Origin of the sequence: Vibrio sp. 1F169 (genome assembly GCF_041439605.1) — a bacterium.
GTDB classification, from domain to species: domain Bacteria; phylum Pseudomonadota; class Gammaproteobacteria; order Enterobacterales; family Vibrionaceae; genus Vibrio; species Vibrio tasmaniensis_A.
Window position 1 is genome coordinate 1 of the sequence record NZ_JBGOOI010000050.1, and the last position, 17,933, is coordinate 17,933.

Annotated in this window: 10 protein-coding genes and 6 pseudogenes; 2 read left to right on the forward strand and 14 right to left on the reverse strand. The window is 39.3% G+C overall.

Annotated features, from left to right (window positions below):
- Positions 1-410 precede the first annotated feature (410 nt).
- Positions 411-770, forward strand: a pseudogene (locus ACED53_RS16710) (hypothetical protein); the annotation flags it as partial.
- Positions 771-783: 13 nt separating this feature from the next.
- Here the strand turns inward: ACED53_RS16710 and ACED53_RS16715 are convergent.
- From ACED53_RS16715 to ACED53_RS16760, 10 genes and pseudogenes are all read right to left on the reverse strand, one after another.
- Positions 784-1,014: a hypothetical protein gene (locus ACED53_RS16715; RefSeq protein WP_016800070.1), complete on the reverse strand. Its 231-nt coding sequence runs from the start codon at positions 1,012-1,014 to the stop codon at positions 784-786.
- Positions 1,015-1,380: a type II secretion system pilot lipoprotein GspS-beta gene (gene gspS2 / locus ACED53_RS16720; protein WP_017101290.1), complete on the reverse strand. Its 366-nt coding sequence runs from the start codon at positions 1,378-1,380 to the stop codon at positions 1,015-1,017. It lies immediately after the preceding gene.
- Positions 1,337-2,462, reverse strand: a pseudogene (locus tag ACED53_RS16725) (alanine/ornithine racemase family PLP-dependent enzyme). The gene gspS2 and the pseudogene ACED53_RS16725 overlap by 44 nt, the downstream one beginning before the upstream one ends.
- Entirely contained in the window at positions 2,459-3,664 is a 1,206-nt protein-coding gene (locus tag ACED53_RS16730; protein ID WP_016800067.1) for a DUF1611 domain-containing protein, read from the reverse strand. Before ACED53_RS16730 ends, ACED53_RS16725 begins: the two are co-directional and overlap by 4 nt.
- A gap of 2,120 nt (positions 3,665-5,784) precedes the next feature.
- Positions 5,785-5,991: pseudogene (locus ACED53_RS16735) on the reverse strand (recombinase family protein); the annotation flags it as partial.
- A gap of 91 nt (positions 5,992-6,082) precedes the next feature.
- Positions 6,083-6,343: pseudogene (locus ACED53_RS16740) on the reverse strand (resolvase); the annotation flags it as partial.
- Positions 6,344-6,468: 125 nt separating this feature from the next.
- The gene (locus ACED53_RS16745) at positions 6,469-7,383 is read right to left on the reverse strand and encodes an AAA family ATPase (protein WP_102258280.1); all 915 of its coding nucleotides are present in this window, start codon (positions 7,381-7,383) and stop codon (positions 6,469-6,471) included.
- A complete protein-coding gene (locus ACED53_RS16750) occupies positions 7,380-8,405 on the reverse strand; it encodes a hypothetical protein (protein WP_016800063.1) in 1,026 nt (341 codons plus the stop codon). The genes ACED53_RS16745 and ACED53_RS16750 overlap by 4 nt, the downstream gene beginning before the upstream one ends.
- Positions 8,406-12,008: 3,603 nt before the next feature.
- The gene (locus ACED53_RS16755; RefSeq protein ID WP_016800061.1) at positions 12,009-12,440 is read right to left on the reverse strand and encodes a GNAT family N-acetyltransferase; all 432 of its coding nucleotides are present in this window, start codon (positions 12,438-12,440) and stop codon (positions 12,009-12,011) included.
- 82 nt (positions 12,441-12,522) lie between these two features.
- On the reverse strand, positions 12,523-13,866 hold the full coding sequence (locus ACED53_RS16760) for an opine metallophore biosynthesis dehydrogenase (protein WP_102258281.1): 1,344 nt from the start codon (positions 13,864-13,866) through the stop codon (positions 12,523-12,525).
- Positions 13,867-14,206: 340 nt separating this feature from the next.
- Between ACED53_RS16760 and tnaA the strand changes: the two genes are divergently transcribed.
- Positions 14,207-15,622: a tryptophanase gene (gene tnaA / locus ACED53_RS16765; protein WP_029203693.1), complete on the forward strand. Its 1,416-nt coding sequence runs from the start codon at positions 14,207-14,209 to the stop codon at positions 15,620-15,622.
- Positions 15,623-15,686: 64 nt separating this feature from the next.
- Here tnaA and ACED53_RS16770 read toward each other — a convergent pair whose 3' ends face one another.
- The 4 genes and pseudogenes from ACED53_RS16770 to ACED53_RS16785 all read right to left on the reverse strand — a co-directional run.
- Positions 15,687-16,316 carry a winged helix-turn-helix domain-containing protein gene (locus ACED53_RS16770; protein WP_016800058.1) on the reverse strand — a complete coding sequence of 210 codons (630 nt, stop codon included), beginning with the start codon at positions 16,314-16,316 and terminating at the stop codon, positions 15,687-15,689.
- 144 nt (positions 16,317-16,460) lie between these two features.
- Positions 16,461-16,637, reverse strand: coding sequence for a hypothetical protein (locus ACED53_RS16775; protein ID WP_016800056.1), 177 nt, complete (start codon positions 16,635-16,637; stop codon positions 16,461-16,463).
- Between the two features lie 543 nt (positions 16,638-17,180).
- Positions 17,181-17,404 (reverse strand): annotated as a pseudogene (locus ACED53_RS16780) (hypothetical protein); the annotation flags it as partial.
- 63 nt (positions 17,405-17,467) lie between these two features.
- Positions 17,468-17,575: pseudogene (locus ACED53_RS16785) on the reverse strand (hypothetical protein); the annotation flags it as partial.
- Positions 17,576-17,933: the final 358 nt, after the last annotated feature.

A 17,933-nucleotide genomic window follows, 5' to 3' on the forward strand; every position in this document is an offset into this window, starting at 1 on the left:
CCCTACTATTGTAGGACTTAGGGTTGGGGAGTCCAATTATCTAAGTTGACATTTTTACGCGACATACGGAACAGGGTAAGCCTGTATACCTCCCTATGGGAAAGCTACCTGTGAAGGTGGCCGATAGGTATGCAGGTAAAGGAGGTTAGAGAAAGCAAATGATGATTTCGAATGAAATTAGTGCATCTTCTTACAACGAACCGTGGTCTCTCAATTACTGAGTGCTCATTGGCGAGGTATTAAAGCTTCAAGTGCGTATCGCAAAGGTAATTAACACGAAGAGCTAATGTTGCGATCAACTTTTGGTCTCGCTCTAGTCCTATAACGATTTAATTACTGGGTGCTTCACTGTGCCTTTGTGGAGGCTTGAGCCGTATGCAGTGAAAGTTGCACGTACGGTTCTGAGGAGGGTGGCACCTGGTAACAGGTGCCGTCTATCCGACATTTCCTTTCGGCTTGAAGAGATTTGGCGGATCAAAACCAAACTAGAGATTGATAGTAGTTGGATGTAGCTTGCGTTACTTAACTGAGCCATTCTTGATAACAAACTAAGATCGAGTGATTTTCTCTACTTCCGGGGTTGCGAGGTCTCTTCGCAAAATAGGATATTTAGCCGTGTTAAGCAGATTCAGAGAAAAACAGACCTTGAAGTTCAATTTGAGAAAAAGACAAGAACTCAACAGAGTCTCATGAAATGGATTTTGATGACTTCCAACAGCCAGCAATTTTCTTTTCCAAGCCAAATGCGAAAGCAACAACCGATTAGGTATATACAGGCTTAAATTAAAAGTTGGAATGTTCGATTTTCTTCTTTGATTTGTAGGCTTTCATTGAAATTTTTAAGACAAGTTGTTCTTGTTTCGTTGAAATGAGCTGCTTAGTTAAAGCTTTGTGGTGTAGGTCCGTGATAAAGTTTTTTTCCCAAGGCGTAAGGCGGTCAAACCTTAATAAAATAGTGTCATTTAGTACATTGAACAACTCGTATTGGCTTTTATCCATTCGACTGCTAAGCATTCAATTAGAGCACTTAGCTAGAGAAATGACGTTAAGGCTTTCTACGTTCTCATTTTTGCCTAAGGTAATGATTCGATAAGAGACCCCCCTCTCTAATAGTGGTCTTATTTCGATGTTGTCACAAAAACTAACGGCGACTTTTTCTACTAAGCTGTCCATATTCAAAGTTTTCTTTTTTACGAAAATAAGAGTGACACTATTGCCCTCTGACTGAGCATTTACGAGTGTGATTGAGCCTAACTCTTGTGGCAGTTGGCTTGAGATAACCGTCGCTCTATAATCGGCAAGCCCATTAGATTTTATTGGGCTTATCTGACAACCGTTAAGCATGACACTGACGAAGAAAATTACTGTTGTTCGTAGCATTATGCGCTTCTTCTCCCTTTAGGTGCCTTAAAATATTTATGGATATAACGTGAAGACATAGAAGATAAGAGCGCACTGTAATCTAAACTGAATGTGACTTTTTCCCCTACAAGTAGTGGTTTCTGTGAGGATTCAAGGACAAAGTGATCGCTAGTTGAAGACATGATCTTAATCCCATTCGGAGCCTTAAGCCCGCTGACACAAACATCTTGGCGGCCTAATGCCAGAATAGCTTGTGATACCTCCCCTCTATCTTGAAGGTTTTCTTTTTCACCAAAAGCATTTAACCCCCGACTTCCCCAAGGCAAAGTCGGTTTAATCTTGGATTCAATCACTTCAGCGGTCAAAGAAACCGCATCCGTATGTAAGCCTTTGATATTTTCGTGCTCTAAAGGCTCACAGCCTAAAAAAATTGCTTCTCCTATACGAAGGTTATTGACTCGAGTTAAGCCTGTTCTCTGAAGAGCCCAGTTAACTGAAGCAGAATTACCCCCTGAAATAATTTCTAGATTGACCCCAAATGTAGCTTCAATTCCATCGGCAAGATCAGAAAGAATATTCATATTTTGTTCATTTGGAGCGACGCCATACCGACAGGCTAAATTCGCACCAATTCCTTTTATCGTGATGTTCGGTAAAGAAATAATCTCTCGGATAAAATCAATCACGCGATTCGGCATCACACCTTCTCTGAGATCGCCAAGCTCAACCATAATAATGATACCGTGACGGCAATTTTGTTGTTCCGCTGCATGTGAAAGCCTCTGAATTACTTCAACTTCAGAATTTAAACTCATATCACTGTATTTTATTACACTCGCCACTTGACTTAGCATGGGCGTACGTATCAGCATTTTAGGGATAGCAATGCCTGATTCAGTCATCTTTTGAAGGTTTTCCATTCTTGAATCGGCTAACATTGTTGCGCCAGCATCAATAAGAACTTGTGCGATGATAGGGTGGCCGAGGAAGACTTTTGTTACAGGTGTAACGGATATATTTTTTAGTGAGAGCTGAGTGATCAGGTACTGAGCGTTATGGTGAATCTTCCCACAATCAATGTCTAATCTAGGGCAGTTCACCCTTTTGCGGCCAGTTTTCTTGCTATCATAGGGAAGGCTGACGTTACGATGTGCAGTAGATGTTCGACAGGCTGTGATAATGCATCAGTAACCGGTATACCAAATTCGGTAGTGTAGCTGTCTATCGCACGACAGGTTTCATCTAAAGACATATCTTCATGATTCAGTGTTAGTCCAATAACATCGGTATTAGAAAACGTTTCGATAAGATTGATTTCTGAAGCAATCGAAGGCATTGGGCAATCAGGAAAATCACTACGATATAAACGTTTAGGAGCATGTTGCAATATCACACCCGCTGGACAACTGCCACGTAAGATAAATGCGCTGGTTGAAAACGCAGGATGACTCAAGGCTCCTTGCCCTTCAATAATAATCAGGTCCGGATTTTCTTTTTCATAGGCCTGTACAATGACAGATTCCAACTCACCGGCACAAAATTGTGAAGGGACAGCATCGAGTGCAACGCAGTATTGTGCGCCTTGCATAATACCTGTTTGACCAGTGGCAATCAGAACGACGTTAAGGCCTTTTCTAGTCAGTTCATTCGCTAATATTGTTGCTGTTGTTCGTTTTCCTAGCGCGCAATCCGTCCCCATTACAGCAATTCTCGGACATTTAACGTTATGTATTTTCCCGCTAAACGTTTTCAGATCGCCTTTACTTTTGGGTTTGCGAGTATCGAATATTCGAACGTTATTCTTTAAGCTAGCTTCTAAAAATAGAGGATCATCAGTTAGGAATTCATGTAAGCCATTTACGATGTTCATTCCTAGTGACATGGCATTTAAAATGATGCTTTTATCTAAGTCAGATAAAAAACCACTTGATGGCGCAATGCCAAAGATGAAGTAATCGGGAATGCTTTCCGCGTGAATGATAGCTTCTTCAGCATTGGCAAGGATCGGTATTCCATTGGCTTTGTTATCAAGTACTTCTCCAGCATCTAAGCCGGCAGATACACTATCAATAACCGATAGAATACGATAGCTTAATGAATGCCTCACTAGCCCATTAGCGGTTTTACCATCAATTTCACCGAAATTACCTTCGCAATATATAATTGCCGAAGGGATGACAGGTTTCACTTTCTGAGCAAGTGGTAGCCAAGGAGCGATATGAGTTACATTGTAGTTGGTTTTAAAATTTTCAATTCTAGTGAATTTGAAGATGTTTCTTAACTTTTGGGTTGAAATGGACATAATTAAAGCCTGCGGTGAGGCTTAGAAGGGCAACTAAGGAGTGCCGAGATGTGAGTTCGGAAAAGAAAAGAAGTCCCTACTAAGCGGTAGGGATAAAAACCAAGGTAACACACTTACCAGACTATTGTTGGTTAATATTAAGACACTTCTGCGTCTATCACTTTGAAAATTAGCCCTTACTAGAGTGAGTTATCGCCCGAGAATCGACTCAATTAACATCCTAATATCAACACAGATACCTAAACCGTTCAACTTCCTCATCAGTACGTGTTGGCATTGCTTTGATAAGTCTTCCTCTGCGCTTGGGAGCTCGTCTGTTTAGGTTTGGATGCTCTCACTTTTCGATTTTTAGGTTTACTCATAAACTGACCTGATAATATTCCACGAATGACTTCCCCTATCGCCTCAGAAGATAGCGATACTTGCGCATCATTCACATGGGCAAACGAAGCGTTGACGGAATACGCTTATGACCTAACAACTGCGGTGCCATTCATCATTTTTGACAAAAGACCATCTCAGCCCCGTCACCTCTTAAATTAGACAACCCATTAAAAGGAGCAATTTTAGCACCTTAAAACGATTTTAAGCTGCTTTGGCTCTTCCATACTTAAGATGTGTGATTAAGCTATTTTTTACGGTTTTGCTTAATGCCATCACAAGGATTCTCCATACAAGACGCTGCTGAACAGCATACTTAAAAATAGAACGAAGCACATCAAGGTTACGGTTGGCAGCGCCAGCCTAAGTCAACTAAATTCATCAAATCAACGTTGTACATGGTATGAATCAAGGCTACTGACGGGATAGCACACAAACTCTGGCAATAAATGTCTTTTCAAGGCACTCCTTGCTGTCCCTATCGAATCAAATTTCCATGTCGTGCACACCATAAACCATACATGACTCCTTAACCAATTCATCAAATTTATTGCAGGATTATTAGACAAAAAATCCCTTTATACAGAAACCATTTCCAACGTGTTCCAATCTTAGCCGAGTGGTTAACTCGCGCAGCTCAAGAATCTACCTTACCGCCTTTTGACCACTTTTTTCTTAATTCAAAAAGAGTGGCAAGAGTTGAAAATGGCGAGTTGGCTACATGACTGTGGAAAAATCACGACACCCGAAAGTGTGGTCAAAAAATCAACAAAACTGGAAGCGATTTATAACCGGATCCACGAAGTAAGAATACGCTTCAAGCTTCTTAAACGTGAGGAAGAAATTACGAAATTGAAGTCTTTGGTGCAAGCGTATCCAGTTGGATGGTGAGATCAACTAATAGAAAATTGTGAACAGTTGAATCAATATTTTTAATTTTTAGCTCAGCTTAATTTGGGAGCAGAGTTTATCACACCAACTGAACCTAATATCATCTCACGAATGTGGACTCTAACCTTAAGTAAACAACTCGGTACATCTTCAGAAGAAATGAAGCAGTACACGAAAAAAGATAAATACCCAGCCGAAGCAATATCAGGCGAATAAAGGATAAATGCACAACTTAGGTATTCAGAGCGGCACGTTAACAGAGAAAGAACGGTTTATCATCAACGATCACATTGTTCAAACCATCCATATTTTGGAGTAGCTACCGTTCCCACAACATATTCGAAACTTGGCAAAAATTGCGGGAGGCCACCATGAGAAAATTAATGGTAAGTGTAACCTATGGGCTTAACGGGCTCAGAGATGCCTCTTACCACAAAAGTCATGGCCATTGCCGATCTCTTTGAAGCGTTGACCCTGCTCTGTTCGCTTTTTTTTTAAGTTCGAGGGTTTGTAAACGTCTTACTGATGACTATTTACAGCCTGAGCAAATTGATGAAGTAAATATTAACGATTATTTAACGTGATATCGACGTTAAGAGCCTGTTCCTAGTCGTCATAAAGAGAAGAGGCCGATACGCGAACGTTGTTTCTCTCGTCCTTTCTACTTTCTTCGCAAACGTAATCTTCTCGCATCGGCTCAAAACTTGTTACGCCGTCACAATATATAATCCTGACACCTTAACCTAGATTGTCTTCTAGTCTTATGGAGTCGGTAGATTCGAAATCCTTAACGAGCACCTCATGTACCTAAACCGCCTTTACGGTGGAGTCAAAATCGGTCGAATTCACCTAGATATATCTCGGCGGATCTTGTGGGACAAACTGTCATGCGGCCTCCTAAAAACTGCATCGAACATAAAAACAAAACCGGCTTTCTTTTGCGCGAGCTGAGCGGTAATTTGCAATGCATCGATGGTATTACGCGCCATCCAATCGACTTTGGTAACGTGAATAATGTCCCCTTCCCTCGTAAAGCCCAACAACTGGTTTAGCTGTTAAATTTGAACGTCGGACGTTTAGTCTTAGGTACTGACACGGACATAGACAATTTTCATGAAATAAGCCTAGAATAAAACCAAATTTGGCGCCTAGTACTGTTGCCATTATCCGACACAGCATTGAACCATCCAGTTGCAAATTCTGATTAGCAATATAGACGATAATTTTATTTTCCATGCTCACTTAGAGTGCTTTGAGCACTTGTGAGGTAAGACGTGCAATACGGCTGACTTCTACAAACACCAAATTACCTATCCCAACCTTTTTGGTAGAGTCATAGAGCCCGTGCTTTTAGTTTGCTACATATTGGTTGTCTGAAGAGACTCCTAAATAGGCGTAGTTCACCATGTTTTCACCTTAAATAAGATTATCTAAGGTAGACAAAAAAGTGAACGGATATAAGAAAGTGCGAACAGAGTCAGACAAAAAGACAGCACCGAAATTCGGTGCTTTTTGAAAATGTGAGAGCTAGCTTACAAAACGTCTCTGAGGTTTTTACGCTCTTCAATTTCTTCTTGTTCCGGGATAGTTCCAGGCAGCGTAATTTTTTTTGGATTTTGCTTAATACTTTGCACCGATCGAACAGACTTAGACGTCTTGGATTTCAAACTGAATACCTGTGGATTAATCGTAAGGTTTTGTCTTACTTCAACCGCAAACTCTTGATTTTCATTTTCAGGTAAATAATTACTCTTAAGGTACTTAATCGACAGGAAATCCTTGTTTCTCTTTAACGTAAATAAGCACTTTGTTAATCGCATTATCGACGTTAAACCAGCCCCAGATGCCATGGTAATTTCTTGATTACCACGAATTTCCTCTTTATTCACATGATGAACAAGCAATAAACTAGCGCCTGATTCACTGGCAAGGCTTTGGAAGACATTTTTGATTAAGCGATCGTGTTTGACTTCCTCACAACGGCCTATTGACTCAGTCACGGTGTCTACTATCACTAAATCGAATTCAGAGAAAATTTGTTTGAGTTGTTCTAAATACTGCTTATGTTCTACTTTTTCTTGTGCAGAGCTGTCGGGCGGGAGCACTATCGGTTCAATGTCCGTTAAAAAATGTAGATTTTTTTTTAGCTCTGACTTAATGGTGGCAGTGCAATTAACCAGCTTTTCTTTCATTCGAGATTGAATCACGCCAGCCCCGTCTTCTGAACTCAGTACCAAGGTTTTAGCCGGTTTGTCGGCCGCGCTCATCCCTAGTAAAGACATTGAAGAAGCGTGTTCCATCGCAATACAAAGTGCAAGGTGAGATTTACCGACATTCGGTGCGGCAATCAACATACCTACATGCCCTTTGAGTAAGCCTTTTATACTGAACTCTAGGCTTTGGCTCGCAGGTGAAGACATCAAGCTATCAAGAGATTGAGTAATCATGATTTACCCTCCCCAATATAAAAGATCTGTATACCATTACCAACATCGCGAAATTGAAGACTAAAATCTTTTTCAATTTGCACGGCATTGGCCAACAAATCTTTTCTTAGATCGCTACGGAAGCTATGGCTGACTTTAGAAGCAATAGACTGAATGTAACTATCGAGCGCCCATTCAAACTTTTTGTTATGTAAAAATTCTGCTTTGTGCGTGGTAATGTATTTTAAGAATGAGCGAACTGACGGTTTACTATAGTTGGTCATTTTGTGTTGTTCTAATCGATAATAGTAACCATGGTCGCGTATCGCTTGTAGCAAGCGCATGTCTGGCACTAAGAATACATGGTTAGTTAGATTCTTACTGTTTTTACGGCCGGTTTTGAATTTACTTCGATCACAATAGAAACGGTAATCTTGCACAAATTCTAAGGGCTTTTTGCCTACAACGTTCTGTTCTTCATCGAGTTCATTAATCACCAAATGAGCCGTTGCCAATTGAGTAATACGACGCTCAATTTGATCGTAGTTCGGACGAGTTGTCGCCATTCCCATTCGGGTTGCTAGCTCATACATACTCATCGATAAAACGGTTGCATCCCGGTCAATAAAAGAGTCGAAACCATCTTGTTGAGTGTCAGAAATATCACCATCAGAAATGGTTTGATATACTTGGGACCAATTTAAACGAGATCCCGCTTCATAAGAAGCATCGTCGAGTTGAATAGTTTGAGCATAGGCCAGCATAGTCTCGAGGATATCGCGATGAGGTTGTAGGAGATAATCTACATGTAGATCAACCCTGAAGCTTTTCCCATAGCTATTAATATTAACACTCTCTAATGGGTGATTTGGATCTGTACCACCACTCTGAGCAATTTGAATCAATTTTGACTGCATCGTTGAAGTCAAACGAGAAGCAGGATGAAAAATAGTTGCTCGAGAGAACAGAATCGATGAGATAAACCGATTTTTTCGGTCTTCTTCATTAATAACCGTCAGGCTAGAGTTGGATGATAACGTCATGATCATTACCTAAGAATGAGATAGTATCATTTTAACAGATAACCTTACTTACATCATCAACTTCGGTAGATGTCTATATTATTTCGGTAAATATCTATAGCTCGTCACATAAATTATGTATAAATATCGGTAAATAACTACTTGTTTCGGTAAATGTTTAGTTACTTCACAATGATCAAACTATGTATTTAATTCATAATTTATCTAATGTTTTGATCGTTTTATAACCAATTTAGGTTAATTATCATAAGTTAACTTAAATTAATGATCTTACCTTTCTTTTAGATCGGCTAATGTTAATACTAAAAAATCTTATTTCGGTAAATGTTTATATGTTTGATCGTTTAATATCAATATAAAATCGGTAGATGTTGATATTGAATCGGTAGATGTTGATATTGAATCGGTAGATGTTGATACATTTAGATGAACTCTAAGAAACTAGAAACTTTAGGATCTAGTTTCAAGATATACCAACTTCACTTAGGCTCAGTCGGTAACCCAACAACTAACATCAAATCTCGAGAGATTTTTGATGTTAGTTGTTGGGTAAATGTTAGTTCTCTAATAATTTTATGTCTTACTCTTAATGTTTAGCTATATTTTTTACCAATTGCATGTAATTGATAAATGGGTTGGGTTTGTAGTGGTCTAATGATCTTAGGTACTAAACTAGGTGGTAAATCGCTACTATTAATGCGGGCTCTTATGGTGAAGATCTTTTTCGTTTTTTAGATCATCCCAGGCTGTAAATCAGTTTCATGCATTACTCGTCACTGCGCCTGACTGAATTAAACGAGCTTGCTATGTCTCCTCGATTTTTTATGCAGTCAAACCTATTTATCATTTAAATCTACTTACGAAAAGTTTCTCTCATGCGAACTAAAGAAAGAGCTTCAACATTAATGGAACACTTTGGTGTGATCATGTGTAGCTGCGATATTGTTGGTTACAGCATGTGCTAATCTACAGAGGTTAGGCAAAGAGTTTGCATTTACCTAACCTCTTTGAAGTGAGTTCGTTACAAACTTCATCAGGAAAGACATCCTGACACCGATGACAGTAGTTTTGATAGAATGAGAAGGATCCTAAGACAAAACTATATGTAGCGAAGAGAAGCAGAGGGACTTTCGATAAGAGAAACACAAAGATTTTTGAAACGCTATATCGTTTGTAAATTTCCCTCCATTATATTGAAAGATTTTTCAGTTATGATGTAAGTATTGACATGGGATCGTCAATGCTCCCATGGAGAAGTTATTCATAAATTTGAAAATCGAGTGGACACAAGCTCAGCCGCTATTACCTGATGAGCTACTACAATCGGCAATAGCCTCCTCAAGCAAATGATGAGGCCTATAGATGTTAGGATTGGACAAAGGTTGATTCGTGTTGTGATGAGTTGTGTGTGTTGAGCGCTGATTATATTAATGACAGTGGGATTAATTTGCCTTGGGAAGAACCTTAAGTGCCAACGCCAGAAATCAAATATTACGAACTCTCGAATTTCAAAGGTTAAGTCAATAATTATAATTTACCGCCCCTTTCTCTCACTCTTGGATAGAAATTGGCTTCAGAGGCTATTTCTACTATCGTCCCTGAGAAGATTAACTTTAAAATCGACTTAAACCTTGTTGCGTAAATGAAATCCAACTTTGACGAATGTGTTCCTGAAGCTTGCTCTGAAATTACTGATTATTAAATTGAAATTGTCGGTAGGTGCTGTTCCACTCCACAACCGAACAAGCTCGCGAACGTTGTAGGAATACCAATGTCATGCAACCACGCTAACTTTGTAGCAATCTTTATCAACCCTTAGATGGGAAATTACGTTTATCGCTTAATTGGGCTTTATCTTTCTTTAGAGGCAAGAGTATAGTGGTCCAATAAAATTGGTCACGGTTTTCAAGACAATCAATCGTTCTGAGCCAATGAGTGTCAGAACACCATTATACTGATATGGCCTAAGTTGGCTGGAATATCTAATTATGTATTGGATGATTTTTTGAGTCTCTGCAAAGCTGCGATAATTTATTGCGGGAATCCACTTAGTATTTAAGCTTCTAAAAAACGTTCGATTGTCGCCTACTCCCTGCAATTTTTTCGTCGAGATAAGTTTTTTATCTGGAAGCACCGCAGTAATTGATGATACTTTCCACTTATTTAGTGACAGCCTTGGCCGCTGCGGTCCATGATATTTTTAGGTTTCCGACGAGCTTGTAAGCCATCGATAAACTTTATCTCTTGTCCGACTGTTAAACTATCAGCAGAGTCGTGGTTTTTTTAATATTTTCCCCGTCTTGAAATATGTTTATACATTGAGGACTAATTATGACCATCCCAAATAAACACTACGTTAAGAGCACTCAGCGAGATTACACACTAGGCTTTAAATACAGGTTGTGGATACCATTGAAAATGGAGAAATGGATTATTTAGTCAGTTCAAGGAAGAGCACGATGCCGAAATCACCGAGGGCGGCAAGAAGCCTTCGAAAAGAAAGTAAGCGTAATTAGGGCTTGTTCGTTACGCGATATTTATCTTTAATGTGTATATCAGAGAGAAAAATTGTCAAGGTGAGCTTGCACTAAGGCGCTTCATGTCTCGACTAGGAACTCACAAGCTTCACTTCTCTTACTAAAACCTCAATTGATAGCTAAAGGAATAAAGCTGGGCCGCGATGTTTAGTTTAACTACCTTCAAGAAGAGCGGTTGCTGGTTAAGCCAAAATGGAGCTACACCAAAACAATGAAAAAGGCATTGAATGAAAAAGCATCCGAATTTGGTAAAATAAATGTTTTCTTCAAAGGTAGAGGAGTTTTTGGTGAGCTACATGACTTATGTTCAATCTGATGAGGGCGTTCATTAGTTGTCATTGTCAACGGACGCCTTCATTCGTAAGATGAACAGGCCAAATAATATGTATGAAAAAACAAAAAATTCCGTTACAGGCTTGCTAAAAATCGTCAACCTATTTAAGACGAGATACCTTCTTTTAAAATTCACGAATTTCTAGTTGTCCAGATGTCATAGGTGAGGCATTAGGGCTTTCTCTCGTAGATCTGTCTAGCGAATAGCAGAACACCGCTTAGCTTTAATTTCGATGTTTGAAGCCACATATGCCAAGCAGATGAACTGTTCTCTTCTAATACTCTCCTACCCTGCCCTCCTACCAGTATCCAAGCACAATGTAGTGTCTCAGTCACACCTTAATTACCGGTGTGATTTACGCTGTGGTATCGACGTTTCATGTTGCTATTTTTTTCTGGTGCAACCGACATATAAAAAATCGAGGTCCAAACTCCTTGGTTACTCGCTGTCTCGCCTTTACTTTGGTTTGGGATAACCAGGGGGCTTGGGGCAATTTATAACTGGTGACCGATTGAATACGTTATTTTAGCTTGGGTCGTAGTGGTGTGTGTTGTCTTGTCTTTTCGCAACTCACTGGCAATATTAGTTTCGCCCTTTTCTTTTTGATTGGGTATCAAGAAGGTTTGATGGGCTTTTATAGAAAAACAGCTTTAGATTGATTTGATTGTGGGAAAATTTGTCAATGCTCAGCCTGAGCATTGACAAATTTCATGGTTTTTTGAAAGATAATGATTAGTGTGCTGATTTGTATTTTTTCCAATAATCAAAGCTGTTGAGTAGGGCAAGCTCAATACCTTGTTCATGGTATTTATACGACACATAAAATCGTTCGATGTAAGCGTAGAAAGATGGGAGACGTTGTTGGAGAGCCGGCCTTTTTTTAGGAGGATGGACACTAACCATTAGGTAACCTATGACTTGTTTATTCTTTTTTGTTTCAGCGACAAAAAAATAGATATTTTTATTGTTTAGCTTCTCCTTCATCATTGATTCCGTAAAAACTAGATCAATGATTCTGATTTTACTGAAATTGTAATCACTTAAGCTGTATTCGTTCTGCTCTCTCTTGTAATGGCTAATTTTACTGTGGCTGCCTGTTAGTTGCTCGTGACACAGAGCATTGATAGAGGATATGTCGTTGAGCGTCGCTTTTCTTATTAACACCTTAATCTCCTTTTTCCTGTTATCTTTTTGAAGCAAAACGCTAAAATGCGAATTAAAAGATATGTGTGTCCCCTAGTAATTACTAGGGGCTAATAGATGGGGTTGCATATTCGTAATATTCTTTTGCGCGTTGTTTTAAAGCCTGGATTAGCGTATTTGGTAGGTTTCTTTCTTTTATCCAATTTTCAAACACTTCTATTGAGGGAAATGTGACAGAAGAGATTAGGCTTGAGCTTTGAACTAAGTGGTTAAGCCAATAAAGGGTCTGTAGGTCTTCTAGAGGAGTTCTGGGGAGTAGTAGTCTTCCTTTTCTAACTTTTCCTTTGATATAAGGTTTGGCTGAAACCTCAAAGGTTTTACCTTTTGAAAACGGGTCTGGGTCTATCAGGATTGTGCTATATCGTATGTAGAGTAGATATTCCTGCTCTATCTCATCAAGCTCGTTGAAAGAGACTATTTTGTCCTTGGGGATAGTCTTTTCATGTACTCGGTGATGTTCATCATTTAGCAACTGCAGTAGATTAATCGGTTGAGCTGAGTAATGTTCAAGTAGGCGAGAAACTGATTTCCAGTGCAGTAGTAAATCCCTAATCGAACTCATGGTGATTGGCCCTTCTGGGTACAGTTTATACATGTACTTAACTTCGTCTTCCTTAGACAACATGTGATCTAATGAAAACGTATTGATAATAAAAGCAGGGTGTACATAAGTAGCAATGTTTCTGCCTTCCACACTGAACGAGTTATCTAAAGGGATGACTTGAACATCAATTTTTTCTAAAGCGTTTCGCAAGGCGCTCAATAAACCATCATTGGATTTAGACTGGTAAATATAAACTCGTTTTTTTACTGTTTTGGTTCTGACCGTGAGGACCCTATTTTTGTCCGTCGGGTTAGAAGTAAAATAAGACGTCGCAAAGTAGCTAGAGAAGAGCATTATATTTGGAGAGGCTCCTTTCTTTTTTAACATTCCTTCTAAAATAAGACACCCACCGAGCATTGAGGACATAAGAATGATTTGTTTTAAGTTCTTTAATAAAATTTCAGAAAAGGAAGACAACACATCACAATAGGCGTGAGCTGGAGTGGCTAAAACTAACGTATCCCAAGAGGAGGGAAGGGGAGATAGCTCTGTATAAAGTTCATTAAACTTAACTAATCCGACTAGTGTCGCTAATTGTGGTTCATTCACCTTACAACAAACAACGTATCCGTGTTGTTTGATTAATCTTTGCCTATTTTCCCACTGAGGGGAGCTTTTGCCGATGAGGGCTATTTTTTGACTAAGAGGAGCCATAATTTGGCTAGTTTGAATGCCGACCGGCCCCGCTCCAGCAACCAATGTGTTCCCTAGTATCATAATGGGCTCTCCATATTTCCATTTTCCTTCTAATTTATATGCTCTAGGTATATTTTTCATTCTCATACCACTACTTTTATAGTGCTACTTTCTAAGTCCATTGTTTATTTAATTATCTTTATTAATTAAAAAAACGGTGATGTCATTTGGTCAGGTTTTCTCATGGCTATGATGCTTTTTTAGAGGGCTTTTAGGTGTTGTTAATATGTTTATTAATATTTAATTTACGCTGAAATTAATACCAAATTTTATTTATTTGATTAATCTTTATTTAAGTTGGGAAGGAGAGGTTTGGGTGTCCGAATAATGGGCTTCTTTAGTTATTTCTAACCAACTTACCCTTAATCGTTGGAAAATGTTTGGAGAGAACCCTATGTCAGCAATTAGCAACAATCAAGAACAGCCTATGGATTCACACTATTTGCCGGAGCCGTATCGAATCCGGGTTATTGAACCAGTTAAAAGAACAACAGAACAAGAGCGAGAGCTGGCGTTAATGAAAGCGGGGTACAATCCTTTTTTGTTAGATAGCGATAAAGTGTTTATCGATTTACTGACCGATAGTGGCACCGGGGCAGTAACGCAGGCCATGCAATCCGCAATGTTGAGAGGTGATGAAGCGTACAGCGGCAGTCGAAGCTATCGGACGCTTAGCCAAACGGTAAAAGATATATTTGGCTATCAGTTTACTATCCCTACACACCAAGGACGTGGCGCTGAACAGTTGTATGTACCTGCCTTGATCAATAAGCGTGAACGAGATAAGGGGCTAGAACGAGAAAAGATGGCCGCATTTTCAAATTACTTTTTTGATACCACTCAAGGGCACACTCAAAAAAATAACTGTCGTGTGATGAATGTGCCTTCTCGTGATGCCTTTAATACTGAAGTTAAGAGAGATTTTAAAGGCAATTTTGACTTGAAAGCGCTCGCGTCTGGCATTGAAGAGATCGGGGCTAAAAATGTGCCCTATATTGTGAGTACGATTACTTGCAATTCTGCAGGTGGTCAGCCAGTTTCTCTTGCCAATTTGAAGGCTGTTTATGAGTTAGCGCAGTTTTATGATATTCCCGTAGTTATGGACTGTGCACGGTTTGCAGAGAACGCCTATTTTGTAAAGCAACGCGAAGAGGGATATGCTGAATGGAGCATTCAAGAGATAACTAGCGAAGCTTTTAAATATGCCGATATCTTTGCTATGTCAGCGAAAAAAGATGCGATGGTTCCTATTGGGGGATTGCTTGCTTTCAAAGATGAAAGCTTGTTAGATGTTCAATTAGAATGCAAAACATTATGCGTGCTATTGGAAGGCTTTCCAACCTATGGCGGGCTTGAAGGCGGTGCTATGGAGCGCCTAGCTGTCGGACTCTATGATGGGATGGAAGAAGATTGGTTAGCTTCCCGTCTTCAGCAAGTTGAATATTTAGTAAATGGTCTTGAAGCGTTAGGGGTTCGTTGCCAGCAAGCTGGCGGTCATGCTGCATTTATTGACGCAGGTGTGCTCTTACCTCATATTCCGCCGGAACAATTCCCTGGGCATGCTTTATCTTGTGAGCTTTATAAAGTGGCGGGTATTCGTGGGGCTGAAATAGGGTCCTTATTGCAAGGGTGTGACCTTGAAACTGGTGAACAACTGCCTTGTCCAGCGGAACTGTTGCGTTTAGCCATTCCCAGAGCAACCTATACGCAAGCTCACCTTGATTACATTATTGCTGCTTTTAAAGAAGTGAAAAAACGCGCCTCATCTATTTCAGGTTTGAAGTTTACTTATGAACCTAAAGTATTGAGACATTTTAACGCTACGTTAGAACCTGCACTCTAAGTTGTACCCCCCTTTGCTGTGAATAAGGGGGGATTTAGTTATTAATAACTAAATTGACGAGGTGTTAGGGGTTTATTGAAGGTTTTTTGCTTGCCTGAACTTGGGAAGAGGCGAGGATTAATTTCAGTTCATCCTTTTTTGTTAAACAGATTTGGCTTGATTGATTATTAAGGTTCACGTTAACAACTTCAAGTTCGTATCGAAAATAGAAATAACTGATTAGTAGGACCGCGAGGGTTGTTGAAGATAAGCCGATGAAAGTCCATTGGTATAATTTTAGATGATTGGTTGCTTTTTTGAGAGGACACGAAAACTTAGAGTGACGTGGTAACTTTATATCTCTCGGCGGGTCTAGTGAGGTTTCAAATTCAGGAATATGAATCTTGTAACCTTTTCTTGGGATGTTGACGATTTTGATGCTATCAAGGTCTAGAACTTTTCTTAGGTTAGTTATCGCGACTGGTAAAGAGTTAGGCCCGATGATATCTGGGCTCCCCCAAGCGGCAATAATTAACTCTTCTTTGGTTGAAATGAGTTGTTCTTTCTTAATCAGAGTTTCAAGGATACAGCTTTCAGGTAGGGTAATTGAAAATGACTTTTGATTGCTAAGCATCAATTGAGCCCCTGATTCATCCCTGTGTAATATACAATTACCTATAGGTAATTGTAGGTTTTCGAGATGTGCTTTTAACATAGTGTTTCTCCATATTTCTAGAGAGCGATGGTTAAGACAGTTAGTTTTTCTAGTGCTTTATATAATGGCTCATTTTTTGAATACTATTTACAAAATTTTGAATAAATTTGAAGTTAAACGAAATATTAGTTAAGGCGTTTTGTTTCATATGAAGCTAAAGGTCAGCTCTTTTCCTCCTTTGTCGTTTAGGTAAAACTGCATCCAACGCCAGTCCTTCTCCTTACAGGCCTTAAAAGTGCAGTGGATATTTTTTCCTTTAACAATATCGTTATCGCAGAAATCTATAAATGATTGAAAAGAGCGGCAGATCAGTGTTTCCATATTAGTAGTCCTTTTGAAAATTTATTCATATACACATCTCTAATTTATCTGTGTAGATGAATGAATTTTAATAAAAAATGATTATTAATAATTTTAGATTACCCATTTGGCAATGGCTAAAATTTAGGCCATTCCTCATAGGATTTTTTTGATAATTTATAAATAATTTATCAAAAAAATCATCTATTTATAGTGATATTTTAGTTTTTTAAAACTGGGGTTTTGGAGGGTTAAATAACAATAAATTTTTGACTAATACTCTCATTCTTCCTGTTTTATATAGTTGCTTCTTCTCTGTCTACGAGATCCCTTGAGCCTGTTATTTTGCTTTTATTCCTCAATTCGTTACGAAAGAATCGGAACTCTTAATCGAGCTGCAGCTATTCATTTTTTGGTGTACTTACTAATCTAATGTTTAGTAGTACAGATTTCATTGCGTTTTGGGGGCGTCTAGCTTGAACTTGGGTCACTAAAAAATAAAATAGGTTAGCTTATGGTCTTTGATGGTCGGCGGAATATTGATTGTTCTAGGGGGTGTAGTGGTCAAAAGTACCGGACACTGGCTGAAGGGCCATTAACTGGTGACAACCCATCATTTTCTTGAGGGCGTTGCCGATTGTAAGGACTCATCAGATAATAGCCGTTGTCTTTCTTGTCCTGAGCTTGTTCCAGGTAGCTTGTTTCTGGTACCCACTCGGCTTTCAAGCTTCTAAATAACCTTCTATGGGAGTGTTTTCCCAACAATTACCACGAAGGCTCATGCTTTGAGTTGTCCTGGCATCCTTGATATTAATAGAACATCATGTTCTTCGCCGTCCCCGTTTCTCCTAAGCCAGCCCTAAAGCTTTAGATGCTAATTCAGCATTGGACTTATCTGATAAAGGCCAGCCCACAACGCGTCGACTAAATAGGTCAAGCACTACTGCTAAGTAGGCCCACTTCGAACCAGACCTAAGATAAGTAACCTCACCTTGCTCAATTTTGAGTTATTCGACCCAGTGTCGTAAAGCTGTTTCACGTATTCCATAGAGCTAGCTGCTTCAGGGATGGAGCCCCCTTGGTCAAGAACCAAGCTTGCAGCATATATTTTTGAATTCAGTAGAAAATGTACGTCTTTGTCGTTTTGCCATTGAACCCCTCATTTATGAGGTCCGGGATCAGGAGGCCACTACAGGAGAGAGCCTTTTGGACGTGAGAAGAATTAAGCCTTATCATTATTTATTAATAATAAATTAATGGTCTTTATATTTGGCTAAGATAATAATTCGATTGTTAGGTTCACCTAGAACCAAACAC

Excerpts from the sequence above, each read along its gene's own strand:
- ACED53_RS16715 (WP_016800070.1), bottom strand. The coding sequence starts at position 1,014 with ATGCTTAGCAGTCGAATGGATAAAAGCCAATACGAGTTGTTCAATGTA.
- gspS2 (WP_017101290.1), bottom strand. The coding sequence starts at position 1,380 with ATGCTACGAACAACAGTAATTTTCTTCGTCAGTGTCATGCTTAACGGT.
- ACED53_RS16730 (WP_016800067.1), bottom strand. The coding sequence starts at position 3,664 with ATGTCCATTTCAACCCAAAAGTTAAGAAACATCTTCAAATTCACTAGA.
- ACED53_RS16745 (WP_102258280.1), bottom strand. The coding sequence starts at position 7,383 with ATGATTACTCAATCTCTTGATAGCTTGATGTCTTCACCTGCGAGCCAA.
- ACED53_RS16750 (WP_016800063.1), bottom strand. The coding sequence starts at position 8,405 with ATGACGTTATCATCCAACTCTAGCCTGACGGTTATTAATGAAGAAGAC.
- ACED53_RS16760 (WP_102258281.1), bottom strand. The coding sequence starts at position 13,866 with ATGAGAATGAAAAATATACCTAGAGCATATAAATTAGAAGGAAAATGG.
- tnaA (WP_029203693.1), top strand. The coding sequence starts at position 14,207 with ATGGATTCACACTATTTGCCGGAGCCGTATCGAATCCGGGTTATTGAA.
- ACED53_RS16770 (WP_016800058.1), bottom strand. The coding sequence starts at position 16,316 with ATGTTAAAAGCACATCTCGAAAACCTACAATTACCTATAGGTAATTGT.
- ACED53_RS16775 (WP_016800056.1), bottom strand. The coding sequence starts at position 16,637 with ATGGAAACACTGATCTGCCGCTCTTTTCAATCATTTATAGATTTCTGC.